The sequence below is a fragment of the Mitsuokella jalaludinii DSM 13811 genome (assembly GCF_000702905.1).
In the GTDB taxonomy this organism is placed as follows: domain Bacteria; phylum Bacillota; class Negativicutes; order Selenomonadales; family Selenomonadaceae; genus Mitsuokella; species Mitsuokella jalaludinii.
Genome location: NZ_JNKR01000009.1, coordinates 1 through 21,858, shown reverse-complemented (window position 1 = coordinate 21,858; position 21,858 = coordinate 1). Strand labels below are relative to the sequence as shown.

22 protein-coding genes are annotated in these 21,858 nt (G+C 57.8%); 17 read left to right on the top strand and 5 right to left on the bottom strand.

The window, feature by feature from the left end; translation table 11 throughout:
• The first annotated feature begins 16 nt into the window (after nt 1-16).
• Together T518_RS06195 and mmuM are read left to right on the top strand one after the other, a co-directional pair.
• On the top strand, nt 17-817 hold the full coding sequence (locus tag T518_RS06195) for a basic amino acid ABC transporter substrate-binding protein (protein WP_036376934.1): 801 nt from the start codon (nt 17-19) through the stop codon (nt 815-817).
• A gap of 40 nt (nt 818-857) precedes the next feature.
• Nucleotides 858-1,796, top strand: coding sequence for a homocysteine S-methyltransferase (gene mmuM / locus T518_RS06190; protein WP_036376932.1), 939 nt, complete (start codon nt 858-860; stop codon nt 1,794-1,796).
• Nucleotides 1,797-1,842: 46 nt separating this feature from the next.
• On the opposite strand, the gene T518_RS06185 is transcribed toward mmuM, so the two are convergent.
• The 3 genes from T518_RS06185 to T518_RS06175 form a co-directional block, all read right to left on the bottom strand.
• Nucleotides 1,843-2,931, bottom strand: a complete 1,089-nt coding sequence (locus T518_RS06185) for a HAMP domain-containing sensor histidine kinase (protein WP_036376930.1) — start codon at nt 2,929-2,931, stop codon at nt 1,843-1,845.
• The gene (locus T518_RS06180; RefSeq protein WP_036376928.1) at nt 2,924-3,625 is read right to left on the bottom strand and encodes a response regulator transcription factor; all 702 of its coding nucleotides are present in this window, start codon (nt 3,623-3,625) and stop codon (nt 2,924-2,926) included. The genes T518_RS06185 and T518_RS06180 overlap by 8 nt, the downstream gene beginning before the upstream one ends.
• Before the next feature lie 102 nt (nt 3,626-3,727).
• Complete coding sequence (locus tag T518_RS06175) at nt 3,728-4,288, bottom strand: DUF6803 family protein (protein WP_036376925.1); 561 nt, start codon at nt 4,286-4,288, stop codon at nt 3,728-3,730.
• A gap of 201 nt (nt 4,289-4,489) precedes the next feature.
• Between T518_RS06175 and T518_RS11390 the strand changes: the two genes are divergently transcribed.
• Nucleotides 4,490-5,167 carry a CpXC domain-containing protein gene (locus tag T518_RS11390; RefSeq protein ID WP_051652219.1) on the top strand — a complete coding sequence of 226 codons (678 nt, stop codon included), beginning with the start codon at nt 4,490-4,492 and terminating at the stop codon, nt 5,165-5,167.
• Between the two features lie 21 nt (nt 5,168-5,188).
• Here the strand turns inward: T518_RS11390 and T518_RS12325 are convergent, their stop codons facing one another.
• Together T518_RS12325 and T518_RS12320 are read right to left on the bottom strand one after the other, a co-directional pair.
• Nucleotides 5,189-5,617 carry a cation transporter dimerization domain-containing protein gene (locus tag T518_RS12325; RefSeq protein WP_248617163.1) on the bottom strand — a complete coding sequence of 143 codons (429 nt, stop codon included), beginning with the start codon at nt 5,615-5,617 and terminating at the stop codon, nt 5,189-5,191.
• Complete coding sequence (locus tag T518_RS12320) at nt 5,614-6,282, bottom strand: cation diffusion facilitator family transporter (RefSeq protein ID WP_248617162.1); 669 nt, start codon at nt 6,280-6,282, stop codon at nt 5,614-5,616. The genes T518_RS12325 and T518_RS12320 overlap by 4 nt, the downstream gene beginning before the upstream one ends.
• 203 nt (nt 6,283-6,485) lie before the next feature.
• Here T518_RS12320 and T518_RS06160 point away from each other — a divergent pair, with 203 nt between their 5' ends.
• The 14 genes from T518_RS06160 to T518_RS06095 all read left to right on the top strand — a co-directional run bounded on the left by T518_RS06160 (nt 6,486) and on the right by T518_RS06095 (nt 21,287).
• Nucleotides 6,486-6,704: a hypothetical protein gene (locus T518_RS06160; protein ID WP_036376922.1), complete on the top strand. Its 219-nt coding sequence runs from the start codon at nt 6,486-6,488 to the stop codon at nt 6,702-6,704.
• Nucleotides 6,682-7,386 (top strand): transporter substrate-binding domain-containing protein, encoded by a 705-nt coding sequence (locus T518_RS06155; protein ID WP_081828445.1) that lies wholly within the window; start codon nt 6,682-6,684, stop codon nt 7,384-7,386. Before T518_RS06160 ends, T518_RS06155 begins: the two co-directional genes overlap by 23 nt.
• 30 nt (nt 7,387-7,416) lie before the next feature.
• Nucleotides 7,417-8,067: an NAD(P)H-binding protein gene (locus tag T518_RS06150; RefSeq protein WP_036376920.1), complete on the top strand. Its 651-nt coding sequence runs from the start codon at nt 7,417-7,419 to the stop codon at nt 8,065-8,067.
• A gap of 338 nt (nt 8,068-8,405) precedes the next feature.
• A complete protein-coding gene (rbsD, locus tag T518_RS06145) occupies nt 8,406-8,801 on the top strand; it encodes a D-ribose pyranase (protein WP_036376917.1) in 396 nt (131 codons plus the stop codon).
• A gap of 76 nt (nt 8,802-8,877) precedes the next feature.
• Nucleotides 8,878-9,885: a LacI family DNA-binding transcriptional regulator gene (locus T518_RS06140; RefSeq protein WP_036376914.1), complete on the top strand. Its 1,008-nt coding sequence runs from the start codon at nt 8,878-8,880 to the stop codon at nt 9,883-9,885.
• A 29-nt stretch (nt 9,886-9,914) separates the two neighbouring features.
• Nucleotides 9,915-10,829, top strand: coding sequence for a ribokinase (gene rbsK, locus T518_RS06135; protein ID WP_036376911.1), 915 nt, complete (start codon nt 9,915-9,917; stop codon nt 10,827-10,829).
• Nucleotides 10,830-10,865: 36 nt separating this feature from the next.
• Nucleotides 10,866-12,197 carry an L-fucose:H+ symporter permease gene (fucP, locus tag T518_RS06130; RefSeq protein WP_036376908.1) on the top strand — a complete coding sequence of 444 codons (1,332 nt, stop codon included), beginning with the start codon at nt 10,866-10,868 and terminating at the stop codon, nt 12,195-12,197.
• A gap of 251 nt (nt 12,198-12,448) precedes the next feature.
• Complete coding sequence (locus tag T518_RS06125; protein WP_036376905.1) at nt 12,449-13,663, top strand: L-lactate MFS transporter; 1,215 nt, start codon at nt 12,449-12,451, stop codon at nt 13,661-13,663.
• A gap of 99 nt (nt 13,664-13,762) precedes the next feature.
• Complete coding sequence (gene cooS / locus T518_RS06120; RefSeq protein WP_248617161.1) at nt 13,763-15,850, top strand: anaerobic carbon-monoxide dehydrogenase catalytic subunit; 2,088 nt, start codon at nt 13,763-13,765, stop codon at nt 15,848-15,850.
• Nucleotides 15,851-15,964: 114 nt separating this feature from the next.
• The gene (locus tag T518_RS06115; protein WP_036376902.1) at nt 15,965-16,960 is read left to right on the top strand and encodes a hypothetical protein; all 996 of its coding nucleotides are present in this window, start codon (nt 15,965-15,967) and stop codon (nt 16,958-16,960) included.
• Between the two features lie 23 nt (nt 16,961-16,983).
• Nucleotides 16,984-17,919 carry a polysaccharide deacetylase family protein gene (locus tag T518_RS06110; RefSeq protein ID WP_036377072.1) on the top strand — a complete coding sequence of 312 codons (936 nt, stop codon included), beginning with the start codon at nt 16,984-16,986 and terminating at the stop codon, nt 17,917-17,919.
• Between the two features lie 266 nt (nt 17,920-18,185).
• Nucleotides 18,186-19,997: a sensor domain-containing diguanylate cyclase gene (locus T518_RS06105; RefSeq protein ID WP_036376899.1), complete on the top strand. Its 1,812-nt coding sequence runs from the start codon at nt 18,186-18,188 to the stop codon at nt 19,995-19,997.
• Nucleotides 19,998-20,176: 179 nt separating this feature from the next.
• Complete coding sequence (locus T518_RS06100) at nt 20,177-20,566, top strand: hypothetical protein (RefSeq protein ID WP_036376896.1); 390 nt, start codon at nt 20,177-20,179, stop codon at nt 20,564-20,566.
• 136 nt (nt 20,567-20,702) lie between these two features.
• On the top strand, nt 20,703-21,287 hold the full coding sequence (locus T518_RS06095; RefSeq protein WP_036376893.1) for a hypothetical protein: 585 nt from the start codon (nt 20,703-20,705) through the stop codon (nt 21,285-21,287).
• Nucleotides 21,288-21,858 lie beyond the last annotated feature (571 nt).

Here is a 21,858-nt window from a genome sequence, read left to right as displayed (position 1 = left end):
GTGGGGTGTTCATGATATGAAGAAAGTGTTCTCATTGCTATTGGCTGTTTGCCTGCTCGGAGCGGCAACTCTTATGGCTGGCTGCGGCCAGACTGGCTCTTCGGATACGAAGAGTTCCGGGCAGCGTGTGCTGCGCGTCGGCATGGATGCGAGCTATCCGCCGTTCGGCTCACAGAATCAGGAGACGAAGGACTATGAGGGCTTCGATGTCGATATCATCCGAGCCATCGGTGAGGCAGAAGGCTTTGACGTAGAGATCAGCAACCGCTCCTTTGACGGCCTGATCCCGGCTTTGCAGGCTAAGGAAATTGATGTCGCGATCAACGACATCACAATCACGGATGACCGCAAGCAGTCGGTGGATTTCTCGAAGCCGTACTACATCGCAGGCCTCGGTGTCGTCACGCGGGCGGACAATGACACGATTCACACAGCAGAGGATCTGCAGGGCAAGACGCTCGGCGTCTCGATCGGCTCGACAGGCGAGGAGGCCGCGCGCAAGATCCCCGGCGCCAATGTGCGCGTATTCAATGCCATCAATGAGGCGTTTCTCGAGGTACAGAACGGCGGCGTCGATGCTGTTGTCAACGACATCCCGACGAATGAGTACTATGTGAGCCATGCAGGCAATAAGAAAGTCCGCTCGGCAGAGGTGGCCTTGACGAAGGAAGACCTCGGCATCGCCGTGCTCAAGGGGAATACCGAGCTCCTGACGAAGATCGATGACGGTCTCGCGAAGATCAAGGCGAACGGCAAGTTCGCGGAGATCTACGAGAAGTGGTTCGGCAAGCAGCCGCCGCAGGAATTGCTGCAGTAATGGAAAAGACAATGGAAAAGACAGAAGGGGACGGAGATTTATGGATACGGTTGCACGCAATCTAGAGAGATACCCGCTGCTCGTGCTCGACGGTGCCTTTGGCACGGAGCTCGCGCGGCGCGGTTTTGACACGAATGATGAACTCTGGTCGGCCAAGGCACTCTTCGAGAAGCCGGAGCTCGTCGAGGCTGTTCACCGTGACTACTACGAGGCCGGTGCAGATGTCTCGACGAGTGCGAGCTATCAGGCGACGGTTGAGGGCTTCGAGAAGAAGGGCTTCACGCGCGAGCAGGCAAAAGAGCTCATCGTGCGCTCAGTCCGCCTCGTGCAGCAGGCGCGCGATGCGTTCTGGCAGCAAAAGGCGAAGCGTGCAGGCCGCCCGCAGCCGCTAGCAGCCGCCTCGGTCGGCCCGTATGGCGCCTATCTCGCTGACGGCTCGGAGTACCGCGGCGACTACAGGGCGAGCCGCGCAGAGCTTGCAGATTTCCATGCGGAGCGCCTCGACATCCTCGTCGCGGCTGAGCCGGACATCCTGGCCTGCGAGACGATGCCTCTGCTCGATGAAGCGCTGGCCATCCTCGCGGACTTGCACCACTACCCAGACATGGGGGCCTGGATCTCGTTCTCGTGCAAGGATGAGGCGCACACCTGCGGTGGCGATGCCATCGCAGACTGCGCGCGGCTGCTCGACAAGGAGCGCCAGGTCACAGCCATCGGCGTCAACTGCACGGCACCGCAGTACGTGGCCGACCTCATCCGCAATATCCGCGTGCACACCACGAAGCCCGTCGTCGTCTACCCGAATACAGGCGAGACGTATGATGCGGTGACAAAGACGTGGCACGGCAGCCCTACGCCGTATCGCGACTTTGTGCGTCAGTGGTACGAAGCGGGCGCACGCCTCATTGGCGGCTGCTGCCGCACGACGCCGGACGATATCCGCGGCATTGCCGCCTTCCGCGCCAGCCTGCAGAAGTGAACAGAATGAAGCAAGAGAAAAGCGGCACCGCATGGGTGCCGCTTTTTTATGATTTGGGCAGGCGAACCGTGAAGGCTGTGCCATCTTCTGGTGTAGATGTGGCAGAGATCGTGCCGTGGTGGATCGCTACATACTGCTGGGCGAGTGCAAGGCCGAGGCCGGAGCCGCGCTGGGAATCGGCTGCACCTTGGGCAGATTGGCTTTGGTAGAACTTCTCGAAGATGTGTGGCAGCTCTTCGGCGGGAATGCACGGGCCGTCATTGGCGACGCAGAGCTCGATGCAGTCGGGCTGCTCGTTGACCGTCAGGCAGATGTGACTGCCGTCACCTGAGTGGCGGCTGGCGTTGACGAGCAGATTGCCGATGACCTGCCGCATGCGGTCCGCATCGAGTGGCAGCATGGTCAGATGTGCAGGAATCTGGCATTGGAGCTGCTGTGCTCTCTCGTCTAAGAGCGGCTGGATGAGCATGGCGCTCTGGCGCGCGAGTTGGCCGAGGTCGGTCAATCGCAGGTGCAGGCGGAGTTCATGGACAGCGGCTAGCGAGAGGTCGCGCAGGTCGGTCACGAGGCGGTTGAGCCGCATGACTTCTTCCTGCATGGCAAAGAGGCGTTCTGGCGTCGGCTCGGTGACACCGGTCGTCATGTTCTCGAGGGTGCCCTGCAGGACGGCGAGCGGCGTGCGCAGTTCGTGCGTGATGCTCGCGAAGAAGTCGCGCTGTGCCTGTTCGTTCTGCGAGAGCTTCGCGGCCATTCGGTTAAAGACGGTGGCCAATTGGCCAACCTCATCGCGCGAGCCGACAGGGACGCGCTGGTTGAAGTGGCCGCGCTCCACAGCCGCAGCGGCTTTCGTGAGGCGGCGCAGCGGCCTCGTGATGCCTGCGGCAAGGACAGAGGTGATGATGAGCCCCATCAGGATGAAGAAGAGGCCAACCCACCAGAGCGACTGGTGGACGGAGTGGATGAACATCGTCTCGGCCGGCCCGTGGTCCATGACGGCGAGATGCAGGGCGATGTAATCGCCGAAGGCCGTCTCCATCTGCGCGTTTGTCAGGACAATCAGGCTGCAGACGGTGAAGGCCAGGAGCAGAAAAGTGCTGCCGGCGAGCTTGAGCTGGATGCTGTGGCGGTCAAACATCGATGTTTCCTCCCAGTTTGTAGCCGATGCCGTACACCGTCTGGATGTACTTTGTCCCGGGAGCTGCAGCTTCCATCTTGCGGCGCAGGTTGCGGATGTGAGCATCGACGGTCCGCTCGTAGCCCTCGAAGGCAAAGCCGTGCGTGGCCTCGAGCAGCTGCAGGCGGTTGAAGACCTGCTCGGGATGGCGCAGGAAGAGCTCGAGCATTGAGAACTCGATCGGTGTCAGGGAAAGCTTGCTTCCGCCGATGGATGCCGTATGGCGGCGGATATCGAGAACGAGGTTCTGGCAGTGGAGCAGAGAATCTTCCTGCGTGCTGCCAGGATCTTGCTGGGTGCGCCTCAAGATGGCCTTCATGCGGGCGGCGAGCTCGCGCATGCTGAAGGGTTTGACGAGGTAATCGTCAGCGCCGAGCTCGAGCCCGAGAAGTTTATCGACTTCGTCGTCACGGGCCGTCAGCATGAGGATCGGGATCTGCGAGGTCTGGCGCACGCGGCGGCAGACCTCCATGCCGTCGAGGTGCGGCATCGTGAGGTCGAGGATGATGATGGAGGGGTGGCATCTCGTGACGGCCTTCAGTGCCTCGATGCCGTCTGCTGCTTCATGCGTCTGCCAGTTCTCCTTCTGGAGGAAGTCGACGAGCACGCGCCTAAGCTGTGCGTCATCATCGACAATCAAGACACTTCGTTGCATGTGTTCCATCCTTTCTGCAATAGGGTATCTGGAAGCGGTTTGAAACTCCGTCTGTTCCTGCCTTTGCGTGACGATAGGGAGAGCAAAGCTCTCCCTTGGCAATCAATTGTGGTCCATATGCATGGAATCGTGGTGCATGCTGCTGCCCATGCCTGTCTGGTCCATGTGATGCATGTGTCCCATGTGCTGCATCTCCGTCTGCGGCATTGGCGGCTGCCAGCCCGAGAGTGTCGGGTCGACCATGCCGAAGATCATCGCAATGTGGCTGACGACGAGGAAGCTGATGAGCAGCAGGATGTGGTGCCACTGGCGCTTGGCCGACGGTCCACCGAAGAGGCCGAGCTCCTGCAGGGCAATCGCGCCGAGCGGCAGAACACCGGCGAGATACGCGGCAATGGCGAGCTCGTCAATCCAGCCGCGCAGCGAGATGCCCGGGAGGATGTGCAGGACGAAGTAGAGGAACACGCCGAGAAAGTAGAGCCCGAGGGCGATGCCGAGGCCGTGACTGAGCCGTTTCCAGCCCGCGCTCTGCTCCGGCCTTGCGAGAATGAAGAGCTCTGCCGCTGTCAGGAGCTCCGCCATTGCGACGGGCAGCACCATGAAGGCGATGAGGTTCCAGGGCTGGTTGCTCATGAGCACTTCCATGTAATTCGTCATCATCATAGAGAAAACCTTCCTTTCGTTTCTAGCACGATTGTTCATAACCATCTGATGCAACCAGTATATGCAAAGACTGTGCAGAAGATATGGCGAGATTGTGAAGAAAATGTGAAGATTTTGCAGGAGAGGAGGCGGCAGAGCGGCGGAAAGTGTGTTATCATAGGCAATAGTTGGCTATAAGCAATGCAGAAAGGATTGTATACGATGACCAGTACGAGACATGTCCGTGTTACCTGCCCCAGCTGCCATGCACAGGGTGATTTTACGGTCTACAAGAGCATCAACACGAAGGAGAGCCCGGCGCTCAAGGCGAAGGTGCGCGATGGTTCGCTCTTCCAGTTCGTCTGCCCGCAGTGCGGGATGAAGACGACGGTTGACTATCCCTTCCTCTACCATCAGCCGGAGGATCACTACATGATCAACTACGGCAAGCTTGAGGATGGTGCCAAGGCGCTCGAGATGCTGCGCGGCAAGGGCGTCGCGCTCAAGGACTGGGCGACGGAGATGGAAAAGACGACGCGCCCCTACGTGCTGCGCGCCGTTGACGACCGCCTGGCCTTCCGCGAGAAGCTCTTCATCTTTGATGCAGGACTCGACGACCGCCTCGTCGAGATCTACAAGTTCATGGTCTGCTACCAGTACGCGGCGGCTGGCAAGGCGCAGGGCGGGGAGCACGCCTACTTCTACACAGACTCGAAAGGCCATCACCGCATCCAGCTCGTGCGCGGCAAAGAGACGCTAGGGCTCGCGGATTTCCCGCGCAAGATCTACAACCAGATCCACGCGGAGTACGCAAAGAAGCTCGGCGATATCCGGAAGGCGGAGCCTGTGGTGGATGAGGCGTGGGCGAGGAAGTTCCTGACGGAGCAGGGGCAGCTTTGATCCTGTGGCGTACGCGTCGCATCATGCATGTCGGCCTTGGCCGATGGCGGAGATATCCATGTCGGGGTCGATGAGGATGTGGTAGTCGGGGTAGGCGGCCTGGACTTCTTCGTGCAGTTCTTTGAGGATGGTCTGCAGGTCGTTGCCGAAGCGCACGACGACGTCGAAGCGCATCTCTTTCTTGGCCCGGTCGACGTAGAAGCCGTGGACCTGCAGGGCGTAGGGATGTGCCATGACGATCTTGTAGATGGCCTTGCGGATGGGGGTGGCGCCCTGGTCTTTTGCGTTGTAGGAGTAGACGCTGACGCCCATGAGGCGCACGCCGGTGGCCTCGAAAATCTTGTCGTGGATGCGACGGGTCAGGCGGTCGGCTTCTTCAACGCTCATGGTGTCGGGCAGCTCGATGTGAACGGAGGCGTAGTTGCGTCCGGGGCCGTAGTTGTTCATCATGAGGTCGTAAGCACCGCGGATTTGAGCGTCTCGCGCATCATGTCGATGCCGGACTTGATGATGAAAGCCGCGATGACGACGCCGACGTATGCCTCGAGTGAGATGCCCGTGCCGAGATAGATGAGTGCCGAGATGAGGACCGAGAAGGACAGGATGGCGTCAAACAGGGCATCGGCCCCGGAGGCCTCGAGTGCGCCTGATTCAGCGGCCTGGCCCTGGCGTTTGAAATAGCGGCCGAGCACGATCTTGACGATGACGGCCACGGCGATGATCACGAGCGACAGGGCACTGTAGTCGGCCGCTTCTGGCTCGATGATCTTCTTGCCCGATTCCCAGAGCGAGGTCAGGCCCGCGTAGAAGACGATGGCCGCGATGATCATGGCGCTCAGGTACTCGATGCGGCCATGGCCGAATGGATGCTCCTTGTCTGGTTTGCGCCCCGCGAGCTTGGCACCGACGACCGTGATGACGGACGACAGGGCATCTGACAGATTGTTGACCGCGTCGAGCAGCACAGCAATGGAATTCGCCGTGATGCCGACGGCCGCCTTGAAGGCCGCGAGCAGGATGTTGACGATGATGCCGATAACACTCGTGCGCACGATGATGCGTCCGCGCATCGCCATCTCTTCTTTGATTGGTATAGTTGCATGATTCTCTGTCATGTTGTCGCTCCTTTCTTGGCACGTCATGCGCGCCAAAGTGAATCACAAGAGATACTTTCTTGATGATAGCACAGATGAGATAAAAGAAAAAGGGAAGGTTCTTGCAGCAGTAATTTGCCTGTGGCAAATCAGGAACAATAGTCTTATAATAGAGGAAACGCTATATTACGATGAGACTGGACAGATAGGGGAAATGATGTGTCATGAAAGGATACAAGAGTGTACTCATAAAGGATACGACGCGAGAGGAGCGCGAGGAGATCGTGCGGCGGTCGCTCTCCTGTGAATCGGGTTGCGAGAACTGCTCCGGCTGTGCCCTGGGGGTCGGAGACCCGTTCAAGATGTATCAGCCGTATATCGAAGGAAAGGAAGAAATCCGCGATATCAATCGCCGGTTCAATGCAAGCTATGGAATCCACTGAGAAAAGTCTGCTGTTAGGCACGCCAGGCGATTACCGGCCGATGGCCTATCATGAGCCGTTCACGGACTCGTACCGCGGGTTTGATATCGAACTAGCCTGGCGCATCGCTGCGGAGCTCGGCTACGAGGTGGTGTTCAAGGAGATTTCCTGGGATATGCTAGCCCACGAGGCCAAGACGGATGCTTTTGACATGGCAATCGGCGGCATATCCCGCACGCCGCAGCGCAAAGAAGAGCTGATCCTGTCAGACAGCTACCTTGAGACGGGCAAGACAATCCTCTGCCGCGAGGCCGACGCGGCGCGCTTCGGCAGTCTGGCCGATGTTGATCGCCCGGGGGTCCGCGTTTTGTATAATCCTGGCGGCACGAATGAGGATTTCGTCAAAACGCATCTTCATCATGCCGACTGCCGTGTCTTTGCCAGGAATGCCGCTATCCCGGACTGCATCGCAGCGGGCAAGGCGGATGTCATGATCACGGAGACGGTGGAGGCAGCCTTCTACACGCGGCAGGTGCCAGCTCTGGCCGCACCGCTCCTGGCGCATCCCTTCACGCGTGAGGCATTCTGCATCGTGATGAGCCGGAAGCGTGCCGATATGGTCAGGGTGGTCAATCTCGTCCTAGCCGATTTCCGTGCGAGGGGCATCTTGCAGGGGATGGCAAAGCGTTATTTTGATTATTGACTGTTGGTATGGTAGAGGAAGGATGACGATATGAGAGCGATTGTTGTCGGTGCGACAGGTGCCGTCGGGCGCGACCTCGTGGAGGCGCTCTGCGCCGACCCGCGCTATACAGAGGTGCGCACCTTCACGCGCCGCGAACTCGGTGTCGATGACCCGAAGCTGCGGCCGTACGTCGTTGATTTTGAGCGCACGGAAGGCTGGCATGATCTCGTGCAGGGGGATGTCATCTTCTCGGCGCTCGGCACCTCGAAGAAGCAGGCGGGCTCGAAGGAGGCGCAGTATCACATCGACCACGACTACCAGCTGATGTTCGCGACCTTCGCGAAGCAGAACGGCGTCCGCCACATGGTGCTCGTCTCGTCAGCTGGTGCCGATACAGGCTCTTCGTTCTTCTACATGAAGCTCAAGGGCGTCATCGAGAGGGACGTGGAGGCGCTCGGCTTTGCGGGCCTGACCATCGTGCAGCCTCCCTTTCTCATCCGCAAGCACGCGAAGCGGCCGCTCGAGACGATTTCTGTCAAGGCCCTCCAGGCGCTCAATGCCATCGGCCTCTTCAAGAGCATGGCTCCCATCTCGACGGAGATCGTCGCGCAGTGCATGGCCGAAGTGGGGGGCGAGCCCTTCGAGGGTGTGCGGCGCATCAGCAAGCAGGCCATCCGCCGCTTCGCCCAGTCGAAATAAAATGAAATAAATCAAGAAGGTTTTCTTCGTCGAGATTGAGCGGCCAGATGCTGGCCGCTTTTTTCTAGGCTGTTTATGTAAAATTTCATATAAATATTTACATAAAACTATAGCCAAATATGCTGTAAGCTGCAATAAGGCGAGAAAATAATGGCAATATCACGCTGCAAAAAGGCTATAATCCGCGAAAAGTCTCGATTTCACAACGAAATAAGATAGTTTTCTCTAAAATCATGTAAAATAATATCTAAATTTTTATTGATTTATTTTATTCCATGGTGTATAATGACCTTGTCAACGAAAAGAAACGCAAACGATAGAGAAAAGGAGAGATTGTGATGAAGAAACGCGGTGTGCTTCATGCAGAGCTTTCGCGCTGCATTGCGGCGCTGGGTCACAAAGATCTGTTCATGATCGGTGACGCAGGCATGCCGATTCCTCCAGGTGTCGAAATCATTGACCTGGCTGTGACGGCTGGTGTGCCGACATTCCGTCAGGTACTCGATGCGGTGCTCACGGAGGCCGAGGTCGAGGGCTATTACCTGGCTGACGAAATCCGGACCAATAATGAAGAGCTTCATGCCTATCTGCAGCAGAAGCTAAAAGATGTGCCGGCCGAGTACATGCCGCATGACGAACTCAAGGCATTGTCGGCCAAGGCCAAATTCGCGATACGGACCGGGGAGTTCTCGCCGTATCCCAATGTGATCCTGCGGGCCGGTGTCGTCTTCTGAGCAAAGCTACCCGCTGTCGTTGCGCGTTCCGCCTGCTTCGTTTAGAATGAATAGGAGAAAGAAGGAGGCTGGAACCGTGAAAATCAATATCAAGAAACTGAGTGAGCTGTCGGGGTTCTCGGCAGCGACCGTATCGAATGCCCTGAATGGCAAGCGCGGCGTCAATCATGAGACGGCACAGCAGATCCTGGCGTTGGCCAGAGAGTACGGCTATGTGCCCGCGAGCCGCATCCAGAGCATCCGACTCGTGACGTACCGCGACAGTGGCGAGGTCTTTTCGGACGCGCCGTTCTTCTCGGATCTCATCGAGAGTATCGAGAACGAGAGCCGCCGCAACGGCTATGAGACAAAGCTCGTGAACCTTTACCGCCGCGAGGCGGATTACGAGCAGCAGGTCGAGGACCTGTTGGGGGATACATCCTCGGCCATCCTGCTGGTCGGTACGGAGCTCAGTGAGAAGGACGCCAAGGTGTTCCTGACGGCACAGGTGCCGCTTGTGCTGCTCGACTGTGCCTTCGAGAACCTGCCGTTCCAGTGCGTGCTCATGGAGAACGAGAACGCCGTGGCAGAAGCGGTGCGCTACCTCATCGCGCAGGGCCACACGAAGATCGGCTATCTCTACGGCAGTGTCCGCACGCGAAATTTCACCTGCCGTGCCAACGGTTACCGCCGGGCGCTGCTTGAGCAGGATCTGCCGATTGCCGATTCGTTCCAGTTCGAGATGCCGGTCTCGATCACGGGCGCCTACGAGGCGTTTGGCCATCTTCTCGACGAGGGGCGGGAGATGCCGACGGCTCTGTTTGCCGACAACGACATGATCGCGCTCGGCGCCATGCAGGCCCTGCAGAACCACAAGTACCGCGTGCCGGAGGATATCTCCATCATCGGGTTTGATGACATCGCGTTCAGTGAGGTCTGCGCGCCGGGGCTCACGACCATTCATGTCTACAAGAAAGAGCTCGGACAGGCGGCTGTGCGCCGCCTGCTCGAACTCATCCGCGAACCGGGACAGGCGAAGATGCGCATCCAGGTTTACAACAAGCTGATCGAAAGAGGGAGTGTCGCCCGGCCGCGCGCCGAGTGATGCGATATAGAGTATAGGAGGATTTTTCCATGAAGATTGCAGTGATTGGGTCGACGATGATGGACATCGTCTCGTACACAGATGAGATGCCGCAGGCCGGCGAGACGCGCCGCGTCAGCGGCTTCCACATTGCCAGCGGCGGCAAGGGGGCCAACCAGGCCATCGCCGCGGCCAAGCTCGGCGCAGATGTCGTGATGATGACCGCGGTCGGCGATGACATGTTCGGCGAGCAGTCACGCAGGAATTTCCAGGATCATCATATCGACATGAGCCTCGTCAAGACGGCAGAGGGAACGTCGAACGGTATCGCGACGATTGTCGTCGATGCCACGGGCCAGAATCGCATCCTCATCAATCCGGGAGCCAACGAGAAACTCAGTCCCGCAGACATCGAGGCGGCTGGCGATGAACTCTCGACGTGCGGCCTCTTCGTCCTGCAGCTCGAGGTCCCGCTCGAGACGGTCTATGCGGCCATCCGCTTTGCCAAGGCACACGGCATCAAGGTCCTGCTGAATCCGGCACCGGCCAGCCGCGATCTCTCGCTCGACATGGCCTGCCAGTGCGATTTCTTCGTGCCGAATGAGACGGAGCTCTCCATCCTCGTCGACAAGCCGGTCGATACGGTTGAGCAGGTCCGCGAGGCGGCAGAGAGCCTCGTCGAGCGCGGCCTGACGAATGTCATCGTCACGATGGGCAGCCGCGGCTCGCTGCTCGTCACGTCAGAGGAAACGCAGCTCGTGCCGTCGCTCAAGGTCGATGCGGTCGACAGTACGGGCGCGGGCGATGCCTTCATCGGCTGCTTCGTCGATACGTATGCGCGGACCGAGGATGTGCTCGGCTCGATGCAGCGCGCTTCCCGCTACGCGGCGCTCAGCGTCACGCGCAAGGGCACGCAGGATTCGTACGCCGATGCCAAAGAGTTTGCCGCATTCCTTGACGCTTGACGTCTGCATCCCAATCGGTTCAGGAGGAAATTTTTCATGGAAAAACAAGAAATCATCCAGTATGACAACGGTTATATCAGCAAGACACCGATTTTCCAGTTTATCCTGCTCTCGTGTCTCTTCCCGCTTTGGGCGGCGGCCGCGAGCCTCAACGATGTCCTGATCACGCAGTTCAAGAGCGTCTTCGCGCTCAGCGACTTCGCGAGTGCCCTTGTGCAGAGCGCCTTCTACAGCGGGTACTTCCTGATCTCCATCCCGGCTTCCATCGTCATCCGCAAGACGACCTATAAGACGGCCATCCTCACGGGCCTCGGCTTCTATATCGCCGGCTGCTGCCTGTTCTTCCCGGCTTCGCACATGGCGACGTACACGATGTTCCTTGTTGCGATCTTCGCCATCGCCATCGGCCTCGGCTTCCTCGAGACGTCGGCCAACACCTACAGCACGATGCTCGGACCGGAGAAGAACGCGACGCTGCGCCTCAACATCAGCCAGACGTTCCAGCCAATCGGCGCTGTCAGCGGCATTCTGCTCGGCAAGTACCTGATCTTCCAGGAAGGTGAGAGCATGCATTCGCAGCTCGCCTCGATGGATGCCGTCCAGGCCGCTGCCTTCAAGATGGAGATGCTGCAGCACACGCTGGAGCCGTACCACGTCATGATTTACATCCTGCTCGCCGTCTTCGCGCTGTTCGCCATCACGAAATTCCCGAAATGCAAGGTCAAGTCGGCTGCCGAGAAGGTGCCGGGCATGGGCGAGACGCTCTCGTACCTCGCGAAGAATAGCCGCTTCAAGAAGGGCATCGTCGCACAGTTCCTCTACGTCGGCATGCAGGTTGCCGTCTGGTCCTTCACGATTCGCCTTGCACTCCATCTCAATCCGAGCTTCAATGAGCGCATGGCCGCTGACTTCATGGTCTACAGCTTCATCTGCTTCTTTGTCGGCAAGTTCATCGCGAACTTCCTCATGACGCGCTTCTCGGCCAACAAGGTCCTCGTGGTCTACTCCATCATCGGCTGCCTCGTCCTGCTCTACACCTCGTTTGTACCGGATATGACAGCGCTCTGGGCTGCTGTCTCGGTCAGCCTGCTCTTCGGACCGTGCTGGGCAACGATCTATGCCAAGACGCTCGAAGCCGTCGAGAAGAAGTACACGGAAACGGCTGGCGCCATCGTTGTCATGTCAATCGTCGGCGGCGCCTTCGTGCCGGCCATCCAGGGCTTTGTCTCGGATGTCACGGGCTCGATGCAGTTCTCCTTCATTGTCAATCTCTTCTGCTTCCTCGCCATCGGCCTCTACTTCCGCGGTGAAGCCAAGATTGAGGCGGCAGAGGAGAAAGAATCGGCTGCCGCTGAGTCGCAGGCCTGATTGCACCATATCTCGCTCCATTGACAATCAAGTGTATTCATGGGCCATCCATATGGAATGGACATTCATACCGCTCCGATGAGGAGCGGTATTTTTTTACCTGTAAACCTATTGACGTGATATGTTTACATTTGCTATGATAGAAGCGTGAGTTAAAACATATATAATTAATATGTTTTTTCAACTAAACAGAGAATGAAGTATGCAGAAAAGCAAAGAGAAAGCAAAGAGAAGGAACAGGAGGAGTTTTTATGCGAAATCGCTGGCTCATCGCGTTGGCGGCTATCGGCATCCACATCTCAATCGGCAGCGTCTATGCCTGGAGCGTCTTGACGCGTCCCATCATGGCGGAGATGGGCATCACGCTCTCGGAGACGACGGGCGTCTTCTCGACGGCCATCCTCTTCCTCGGCATCACGACGTGCTTCCTCGGCAATTTTGTCGAGAAGATCGGGCCGAAGAAGAGCGGCCTTCTTTCAACGGCGTTCTTCGCTCTGGCGATGTTCGGCACGTATCTGGCGATTTCCTGGCACACCCTGCCGCTCGTCTATCTCTTCTACGGCGTGCTCGGCGGCGTGGGCATCGGCATCGGCTATATGGCGCCTGTGTCGACGCTCATCCGCTACTTCCCACACAACCGCGGCCTCGCGACGGGACTGGCCATCATGGGCTTTGGCTTTGCGACGCTGTTCGCCGGGCCGACGATGCAGCAGGTCACGGCGACCTTCGGCATCGCCGAGAACTTCCTGATCATGGGCACGCTCTACGTGGCCATCATGCTGGCGGCCTCGCTGTACCTCAAGCCGCCTGCGGACAGCATGGCCTGCACGCATGCGAAGACACTGGTCGAGACGGGGCCGACGGCTGCTGATGCGTTCAAGACATGGCAGTTTGCCTCGCTCTGGTGGGTCTTCTTCGTCAACATCGCCTGCGGCATCGCCCTCTTTGCGCTCGCAGCGCCGATGGCGCAGGATGTCATCGGCATGGAGCCGGGCGCAGCGGCGGCGATGGTCGGGCTCATCGGCCTCTTCAATGGCGGTGGCCGCTTCATCTGGTCGACTGTCTCGGATTACATTGGCCGTGGCCGCATGTACGCGCTGTTCTTCCTCATGGAGATCATCGCCTTCTGGCAGCTCGGCAATACGCGCGACGCCTTCCTGTTCCAGGCGATGATCTTCCTGATTACGAGCTGCTCGGGCGGCGGTTTCTCCGTCATGCCGGCCTACCTGACGGACCTTTTCGGCACGCGCCTCCTGGGCGCTGTGCACGGCCGCATGCTGACGGCCTGGGCAGCAGCGGGCATCGTCGGCCCGATGCTCGTCTCGTGGCTGCGCGCCCAGACGGGCGGCTACACCGTCCCGCTGCTCTTCTTCGCAGGCTGTTTCGTGCTGAACTTCATCATCGCGCTCGTATTGCAGCGTTTCGGCATCACCAGTGCGGCCGCGCGTTTCCATGCCGCGGCTTGACAAAAGCGCGAGGAGCCAGTATGATAGGAAATAAGAAAATATACCATTTATATATGTTTTACTGATATTAATCTGGAGAGCAGGATACAGGAGGGTATTATGGCGGAAGAGAAACACACGCATCATCACGAGCATGACCATGAGCACGGTCATCACCATCATCACCATCACCACGAGGAAAGCCCGCTGAAACCGGGTGAGCATCCGGACTGGCGCACGCACGTCCATGCGCCGGGCGAGCATCACGAGATCGGCGTCAACGACTACATGACGGCTGTCGCCGCCTATCGCAAGACGTTTGCCTCGAAAGAGGATGTCCTCGAGCAGACACCGGACCCGGCTGTGCGCGAGATGATCAAGTACCTCGGGCAGCTCGGCCACGAGACAATCTTCGATCGCTTCGACCAGCAGAAGCCGCAGTGTACGTTCGGCCTCGCCGGCGTCTGCTGCAAGAACTGCAATATGGGGCCTTGCAAAATCACGAAGAAGAGTCCGCGCGGCGTCTGCGGTGCGGATGCCGATGTCATCGTGGCCCGCAACCTGCTGCGCAGTGCGGCCGCAGGCGTCGCCCAGCACGGCGCACATGCCCGCGAGCTCCTGCTCTCGATGAAGTTCGTCGCAGAGGGGCGCCTCAAGCTGCCAATCCTCGGCGAGAAGAAGCTCCGCACGGTATCGAAGGCATTCGGCCTCGAGACGGAAGGGAAGTCGGCCCGCGAGCTCACGGGCGAGCTCGCCGACATCCTGCTCGAGGACCTGAGCCGCGCTGTTCCTGATGACTACAAGACCATCCGCGCGATGGCGCCGAAAGAGCGCCAGGATGTCTGGGACAAGCTCGACATCATCCCCATCAGCGCCTACAACGAGGTCTTTGACGCCTATCACCGCACGGCTGTCGGCACGGACGGTGACTGGGAGAGCCTCATGCAGGAATTCCTGCGCTGCGGCCTCGCCTTCTGCTTCACGGGTGTCGTCGCGGCGAACATCGGCACGGATGTGCTCTTCGGCAATGGCCACCGCGCGACCTCGAAGGTCAACATCGGCGCGCTCAAGGAGGGCTGGGTCAACATCGCCGTGCACGGCCATCTGCCTACACTCGTCAGCGAGATTGTCCGCGTCGGCCGCACGCCGGAGATGATCGAGCTTGCCAAGGCGCATGGCGCAGAGGGCATCCAGTTCTACGGCGTCTGCTGCTCCTGCCTTGCGGCCATGTACCGCTACGAGGGCGTCATCCCACTCTCGAATGCTGTCGGCGCTGAGCTCGTGCTCGGCACGGGTGCACTTGACCTCTGGTGCGCCGACGTCCAGGATGTCTACCCGGCCATCATGGATGTGGCCCGCTGCTTCAAGACGACTGTCGTCACGACGTCGGAGAATGCCCGCCTGCCGGGCGCGGAGCACTATGCCTACGACCATCATCATTCGAACGTCGAGGATACCGAGAAGATTGCGCGCAAGATTGTCACACGCGCCATCGAGAGCTTCGCGGAGCGCCGCGACATCCCCGTGCACATCCCGAAGTACGAGGTCACGGCTGAGGTTGGCTTCACGGCGGAGAACGTCGCCGAGCAGTTCGATGGCTTCAAGGGCCTCTACGAAGCGCTCAAGGACGGCCGCATCCGCGGCATCTGCAACATCGTCGGCTGCTCGAATCCGCGCGTCGTCTACGAGCGCGCTACGCTCGATGTCGCGCGCACGCTGATCCAGAACAATATCCTGATCCTGACGAATGGCTGCGCCTCGTTCCCGCTGCTCAAGATGGGACTCTGCAGCAAGGACGGGGCAGAGGAGGCCGGCGCCTCGCTGAAGGCCTTCCTCAAGGAATACGATCTGCCTCCTGTCTGGCATGTTGGCGAATGCGTCGACAACACGCGTTCGTCTGCCATCTTCGGCGGTATTGCAGCCGTTGCGGGCAAGGCAATCAAGGATATGCCATACGCCTTCTCGAGCCCGGAGTGGTCGAATGAAAAGGGACTGGATGCTTCGCTGGCGTTCCGCCTGTTCGGCGTCGACTCCTACCACTGTGTCGAGCCGCCTGTCCAGGGCTCGACGAATGTGGAGAATTTCCTCAAGCGTGATACGAGAGAGCTGCTCGGCTCTGTCATGCACGTCAATGTCGACCCGATCGCTCTCGGCAAGGAGATCGTCGCAGACATCGAGGCACAGCGCCAGAAGCTCGGCTGGGACTGAGCCTTGCTTTTATATCGAGACGGAAGAGACCTGCTGCACTGCGGCAGGTCTCTTTGCAGATTCTGCGCGAAAGCGATATACTAGAGGGGCAGATAAATCTTGCGGGGTGATTGTATGGCAAATGTCAAGACATATAAGATGGAGCCGGAGACGAGCGAGAAGCTCCAGAAAATCTGTGAGGAGCTCAACCTGACCTGGGATGGGACCTTCCAGACGCTCGCCAATCTCTACATGCAGCAGAAAGCCATCGGAGCGCTGCCGGAGCGCGGCATGGAAGTCAAGGAGTTCCAGAGCCTGCTCAACCGCGTCTCAGAGGCGTTCACATATGCGCTGACGGTCAATGCGGATGCGGAAGAGCGCATCCGCCAGGAATTCACCAAGAAATTCGCGGCGCAGCAGCAGGACCTCGCGGCCGAGAAGACGCGTGCCGAGATGGCCGCCAAGAGGGCAAAAGAGGCAGAGTTGCGCGCCCAGGAGCAACAGGGACAGGCAAAGACGCTGCGCGAAGAGCTGGAGAAGCTCACGCGGGAACTTGGCCATGTCAAGGAGGAGGCGCGTCTCGCGGCCAAGGCGCAGGCAGACTCACTGGCCGATAAGGAGCGGCTCAATGCCTTGCAGGCCCAGCAGCTCGCGGCCCTGAAACAGGAAGTTGAGGCCTGCCGCGATGCGGCAGCGGCTGCAAAGGAAATCCAGGAAAAGGCGGATGGACTGCAGCGCAGCCTCATGGCAGCAGAGCATGCGAAGGAGCAGGCCGAGAAGCAGGTGGCAGAGCTCCGCGCAGCTCTCGATGACAGAGAGCAGCAGATGAAGGCGCGCACCGACGCGCTTGAAGCACAGTACACACAGGAGAAGCACATGCTGCTCCTCAAGGCAGAGAATGAGCGCCAGTCGGCCGTGCTCGCGGTCAAGGCCGAATATGCCGCGCGCATCGAGTCCCTGCAGGAGAAGTACATGGCCAAGTATATGGCCAAGATGGAGGCTTCTTATGGCGTATCTGGAGCAGGCAGTGGAAAGGTTCAGCCTGTGCAAAGGGAAAAGGAAGAAGCGGAAGATGCAGCCGTGAAAGAGGCATCCGGAAATCCAGCAGGAAAGGAGGGTGAAAGAGCATGAGGATCATGGAGAGCAGAGCGCAGATGAGAAAGGAAAAAACCATGGACAGGATTGGCGGGGCAACCGGTCTTGTCAGGCGGCTGATGCTGGGGAGCATCGTCTTGCTGGCGAGCATATCGCTGCTCGCGGGCTGCGGCCGGCAGCAGGCGGAGAGCCCGGAATCATCTTCTTCTGCAGATGTTGCTGAGTCATCATCCCGTGCAGGATCCTCCTGCGTCATTGTTGACGATGCTTTCTCGAACCTGCAGATGACGGACCCGACGATACCTGTCTACGACAAGTACACGCTCTCGGAGCGCCGTGCGAAAGGCTTGACGACGACCATGCCAGATCTCACGCCGTATAAAGAGGGCAAGGTCGTCTACCTGACGTTTGACGACGGCCCCGACGAGAAGAACACGCCTGCCATCCTCGACATCCTCAAGGAGAACGGCGTCCAGGCGACCTTCTATGTGACGGGCCAGCATGCAGAGCTCCATCCCGATGTCCTGCAGCGCATCTATGCAGAGCACCATGCCATCGGCAATCACAGCTACGATCACGATTACAAGAAACTCTACGTCTCGCCGGAGACATTCCTCTCTGAGATGGAACGCACCGACGAAATCATCCACGGCATCCTCGGTGTTCGCCCTCTGATCCTGCGCGCGCCGGGCGGCGTTATCGGTCACTTCACGAAGGCATACGATCCGGCACTCAAGGCGAGCGGTTACGTCGAGCATGACTGGAACGTCAGCTCGGCCGATGCAGCGCCGAACCATCCGGTCGCGCAGGACTTCATCGACAACATCGACAGTCAGACCGACAAGCCGGTGGCAGCGCATGCGGCCATCATCCTCATGCACTGCTCCGAGGGCCATGAGGAGACCGTCAAGGCACTGCCAGAGATCATCCGCATCCTCAAGGCGAAGGGTTATACCTTCGGCGTCATCACACCGATGACACCGCAGCCCTGGTGATGTACGCAGCATGGGAGAGCATTGAGCCGGATTTGCGAAAAAGAGCGGGCCTCTAGAAGGATAGAGCCCCGCTCTTGTCGTATATATACACTTATAATGAATGCAAGAACAGATCGTATTATCTGGCTGGTCCGACAGTGCAAATGACGTCAGAGAGGCTGGATAGGGATTTGCGCTGGAGACGCGGATCGTTTCTGTGCAGGAGGACGGGCAGCGCCAGATGCCAGCAGAAGAATCATCATCCGGGACAAAGGGAGGAACGATGCATGAAGCTAAGTGAGAGCAGGCAGCAGTCCAAGAACATCATCATCACGGCCTGCGTATTCCTGATTGGACTCCTGTGCTGGGGGGTCATGCTACAGGATCTCTACACAAAGCGCATCTTGTCCCTGCGCGAGCATTGCCGCCTCGACGCCGTCGTTTTTGCCGATGAACTCCAGCAGGACTTCTCGGAGGGAGAGTCTATCGTCAAGGCGCTGGCACTGACCATCGGCAACAGCCAGAATCAATCGGCAGAGGGCCTCGGACATGTGATGGAGATTGTCGCTAGCCGCACAGATATCCCCCTTGACAGTATACTGCTCGCGCCGAATGGCGTAGTTGCGGCTGTCTATCCTGATTCGCGGAGCAGTGCACTTGGGTACGATATCTTTGCTGAACCCAAGCGCAAGATGGCAATGCAGTACAGCCTGCAGGCGCATGCTTTTGCCGTGATAGGGCCGATAGAGACGACAGGCGGCGGGACGGTCATGGCTATCGTAAATCCAGTATTCCTGCATACGGCGGGTGACAAGGAATCATTGTGGGGATTTGCAAATGTCCTCGTCAAGGTGCCGGACATCTTCGCCAAGACAGTTGCTAATCTGGATCAATCTGGCTTGGCCTATCGACTCGAGAAGACGGGGGTCAGCCATGATGGTTATGTGACCATATTGGAGTCTGATGTACCGCCGACTGACCCCGTCAGCTACACCTTTTCTTACGGCGGCTGCCAGTGGCACATGCAGGTCGCCCCGAAAGACGGCTGGCAAGTCATGGGCCCCCTGAGCACGGCTGTCACTCTCGGCTTCCTGACCTTGATCATGCTGACGGTGCTGACATACGTTCTGCTCTACATGCGCGATAGGGAGAAACGTCTGCGCCGTCTGGCCATGACAGATCAGCTCACGGGGCTGCTCAACCGCCACGGCCTCGAGTCTGTGATCCAGGAGAGACTCAATCAGGATAAGATGGATCAGGCAATCTTTGTGCAGCTTGACATCGATGACTTCAAGCTCATCAACGATATCTTCGGCCACAGGATCGGCGATAAAGCGCTGCGTCACCTCGCTGTTATCATGCGCGTATTCTTTCCGCGCGAAGCCGTCTTAGCCCGCAACGGTGGTGATGAATTCATCATCGTGCTGCCGACGCGCACCATACCAGCGGCTGAGCGCATGGTGCGCGACTTTGTCAGCCTCAAGAAGGAGTTCAACTACAAGCAGATGGTCTATCAGTACACCATCTCGATGGGATATGCTGTCTATGCCGCCAATCAGGCAGATGGTAAGTCCCCGCTCGACGTGCTGCGCGATGCCGATACGGCCCTCTATATGGTCAAGCTGCGCGGCAAGAACGGCTGCTGCCGTTATGCACAGGGCATGGCGGCGACGCGCCGCGTGCAGATGGGCTTCTCGCTGCGCGATGTCGTCTTCAATCTGCCAGCTTCCATCCTGATCTACGATGCAGAGAGCGAGGAAATCCTCTTTGCCAATCAGGAACTCATCTCCCTGTTCGAGTGTGACGATCTCGATGACTTCCTCGCTTACACGAAGCGCAGATTCCGCGGCATCGTCCATCCTGATGACTATGAGCAGGTGGACACGAGCATCTGGCAGCAGGTCTACGCCTGCAACCTGAACAAGCGGGAGAAGGCCAACGATGCCGTAAACTACCGCATCGTCACGAAGCATGGCAGAGTGCGCTGGGTCATCGATCGCGGCCGCCTCGTCCAGAGCGATTTCTACGGGCGCATCTTCTATGTGATCCTCGTTCCCGATGAACGGATGGATGCCGTATCCGATAAAGCGGACCAATGACGAAGAATCCAGGCAATATGCTGTATACTGTCTTGATGATATCGCTCGCCTGTGATATAATGCAAAATATAAAGACACGCAACGAAGCGGCTACGCTCCCTGCGTGTCTTTTTCATTATCTCCACATGATGCAGTAGCTCAATCCATTTCACGCCGTGTATATGCGAGGAGGATGCCTTATGATCAGTTTTCCATTATTCACCGAGCTTGAAGCCAAACGTGATGCCGTCAATGCAAAGTTCCACCGCGAGACGGAGCCGCAGCTCATCGAGCGCTTCCAGCAGTTCGGTTTTGTGCCGCGCGATGGAGAGGACGCGCACTACATGTCCTTGAAGGAGAAGAGCACGGGCAACCTCTACCTTTTGACCTGCAGTGCCTATGAGATCACCATCATGTTCGAGCACGTCCGGACGGGCGAGGCCATCAAGATCTGCGAGATCAGCAACTTCGCCCTGAGTGCCCATACCATCATGAACATCGTCATCGCCTCGATCGACAGTTGGCTCCAATACGGTGTCGTCTACGATTATCGCAAGGCACAGAACTTCGAGGACTACCTGATGAGGTAACGCGCATTTCGCACTTTTTAGCACGCAGCAGCACTTTTGTCGGTGGAGCTGTCTCAGACTGCCGTAATCATGCTATAATATCCTTGGTATCAAAAGCATCAATCTGTATCAGTCGATTGAAGAAAAGAGGAATAGCATGAAGAAAATCATTGCCGTGAGCCTGTTAGTCGTTGCCATGGCAGCACTGCTGCTCGGCTGCGGTCAGGCAAAGCTGACATCGCAGGAAGTCAAGGGCGGCGTGACGAGCTTGCAGATGGACCTGCCGTTCACGCTCGAGCAGCAGCCGAAGGAAGAGACAGCGAAGTCGAACGACTATGTCAAGTCCATCACAGACAGCCGCATCACGCAGGCCAAGGGCATGGACTTCCACCTGATGCAGTTCACGACGTACGTCATGAATGCCGATAAGCTGAAGAACGATGCGGCAAGCAAGGCAACGTTTGAGCAGAAAGCGCTCGACGGCTATCTGACTGCCTTTGAGCAGAATGCTAAGGCCCGTGAGAGTTCGCGCGACACCAAGAGCATCACGATATCAGGCAAGGATGCGAGTGTCACGACCGTTCAGTGCAAGATGCGCGGCGAGAACGAAGTCATCAAGGTCGTCTTCCTGCCATTGCCTGAGGAGTACTGGTTCGTTGCCTTCGCCTATCCGAAAGAACACGAGGACAATCAGGGAAAACTTGCCGACAAGATCATCAGCAGCATCCAGCTCAGGCAATGACTGTCGAAAAAAATTGCAGGAATCAGGTATTTTTCAGATAAGTTGAGATGTTTTTCAGATTGCCCTGTTACAATGCAATTGTCGATAGGGAAAGCCGATATCCCCAAGGGCTTCTCTACAAGACGTGAAGTGAATCCCACTTCCTCCATTTCTCTCTAAGATAAATGATTCTTTCCCAAAGAAGACGAGCAGCTGTTCATCCCACAGCTGCTCGTCTTCTTTTATCATTTTTTCAAAAAAGGTGTTGACAAGCAGGGGTGAAGCGTGTAATATAATACAAGTCGCTGCGAGAGACACGGGAGCGGACAGATGAGAAGCCTTGACTGGCAAGCATCTGAAAGCGAAGAGTTTCGAGTTCAGACAAAAAAGAAATTTTAAAAATCTCTTAACAAACTGAACGGGCTGCGATAAAATAATAGATGTCATAAGGAACGGAAAAACAAACCATTCTGAAAAGACAAAGTTGTTCTTTGAAAACTAAACAATGCAACATGAATCATTTGTGATTCAAGCCAGATGTTTTTAAAACATCGATTGATTATGAACATAAGCAATCGGCAATTTCTTTACT

What these genes read in the sequence shown, in the direction of transcription:
- T518_RS12320 (WP_248617162.1), bottom strand. Translation starts at nt 6,282, where the DNA reads ATGACAGAGAATCATGCAACTATACCAATCAAAGAAGAGATGGCGATG.
- T518_RS06100 (WP_036376896.1), top strand. Translation starts at nt 20,177, where the DNA reads ATGATCAGTTTTCCATTATTCACCGAGCTTGAAGCCAAACGTGATGCC.
- T518_RS12325 (WP_248617163.1), bottom strand. Translation starts at nt 5,617, where the DNA reads ATGATGAACAACTACGGCCCCGGACGCAACTACGCCTCCGTTCACATC.
- T518_RS06125 (WP_036376905.1), top strand. Translation starts at nt 12,449, where the DNA reads ATGCGAAATCGCTGGCTCATCGCGTTGGCGGCTATCGGCATCCACATC.
- T518_RS06155 (WP_081828445.1), top strand. Translation starts at nt 6,682, where the DNA reads ATGCAAGCTATGGAATCCACTGAGAAAAGTCTGCTGTTAGGCACGCCA.
- T518_RS06175 (WP_036376925.1), bottom strand. Translation starts at nt 4,288, where the DNA reads ATGATGATGACGAATTACATGGAAGTGCTCATGAGCAACCAGCCCTGG.
- cooS (WP_248617161.1), top strand. Translation starts at nt 13,763, where the DNA reads ATGGCGGAAGAGAAACACACGCATCATCACGAGCATGACCATGAGCAC.
- fucP (WP_036376908.1), top strand. Translation starts at nt 10,866, where the DNA reads ATGGAAAAACAAGAAATCATCCAGTATGACAACGGTTATATCAGCAAG.
- T518_RS06105 (WP_036376899.1), top strand. Translation starts at nt 18,186, where the DNA reads ATGAAGCTAAGTGAGAGCAGGCAGCAGTCCAAGAACATCATCATCACG.
- T518_RS06115 (WP_036376902.1), top strand. Translation starts at nt 15,965, where the DNA reads ATGGCAAATGTCAAGACATATAAGATGGAGCCGGAGACGAGCGAGAAG.
- T518_RS11390 (WP_051652219.1), top strand. Translation starts at nt 4,490, where the DNA reads ATGACCAGTACGAGACATGTCCGTGTTACCTGCCCCAGCTGCCATGCA.
- rbsD (WP_036376917.1), top strand. Translation starts at nt 8,406, where the DNA reads ATGAAGAAACGCGGTGTGCTTCATGCAGAGCTTTCGCGCTGCATTGCG.
- T518_RS06110 (WP_036377072.1), top strand. Translation starts at nt 16,984, where the DNA reads ATGAGAAAGGAAAAAACCATGGACAGGATTGGCGGGGCAACCGGTCTT.
- T518_RS06185 (WP_036376930.1), bottom strand. Translation starts at nt 2,931, where the DNA reads ATGTTTGACCGCCACAGCATCCAGCTCAAGCTCGCCGGCAGCACTTTT.
- mmuM (WP_036376932.1), top strand. Translation starts at nt 858, where the DNA reads ATGGATACGGTTGCACGCAATCTAGAGAGATACCCGCTGCTCGTGCTC.
- T518_RS06180 (WP_036376928.1), bottom strand. Translation starts at nt 3,625, where the DNA reads ATGCAACGAAGTGTCTTGATTGTCGATGATGACGCACAGCTTAGGCGC.
- T518_RS06160 (WP_036376922.1), top strand. Translation starts at nt 6,486, where the DNA reads ATGAAAGGATACAAGAGTGTACTCATAAAGGATACGACGCGAGAGGAG.
- T518_RS06150 (WP_036376920.1), top strand. Translation starts at nt 7,417, where the DNA reads ATGAGAGCGATTGTTGTCGGTGCGACAGGTGCCGTCGGGCGCGACCTC.
- T518_RS06095 (WP_036376893.1), top strand. Translation starts at nt 20,703, where the DNA reads ATGAAGAAAATCATTGCCGTGAGCCTGTTAGTCGTTGCCATGGCAGCA.
- rbsK (WP_036376911.1), top strand. Translation starts at nt 9,915, where the DNA reads ATGAAGATTGCAGTGATTGGGTCGACGATGATGGACATCGTCTCGTAC.
- T518_RS06195 (WP_036376934.1), top strand. Translation starts at nt 17, where the DNA reads ATGAAGAAAGTGTTCTCATTGCTATTGGCTGTTTGCCTGCTCGGAGCG.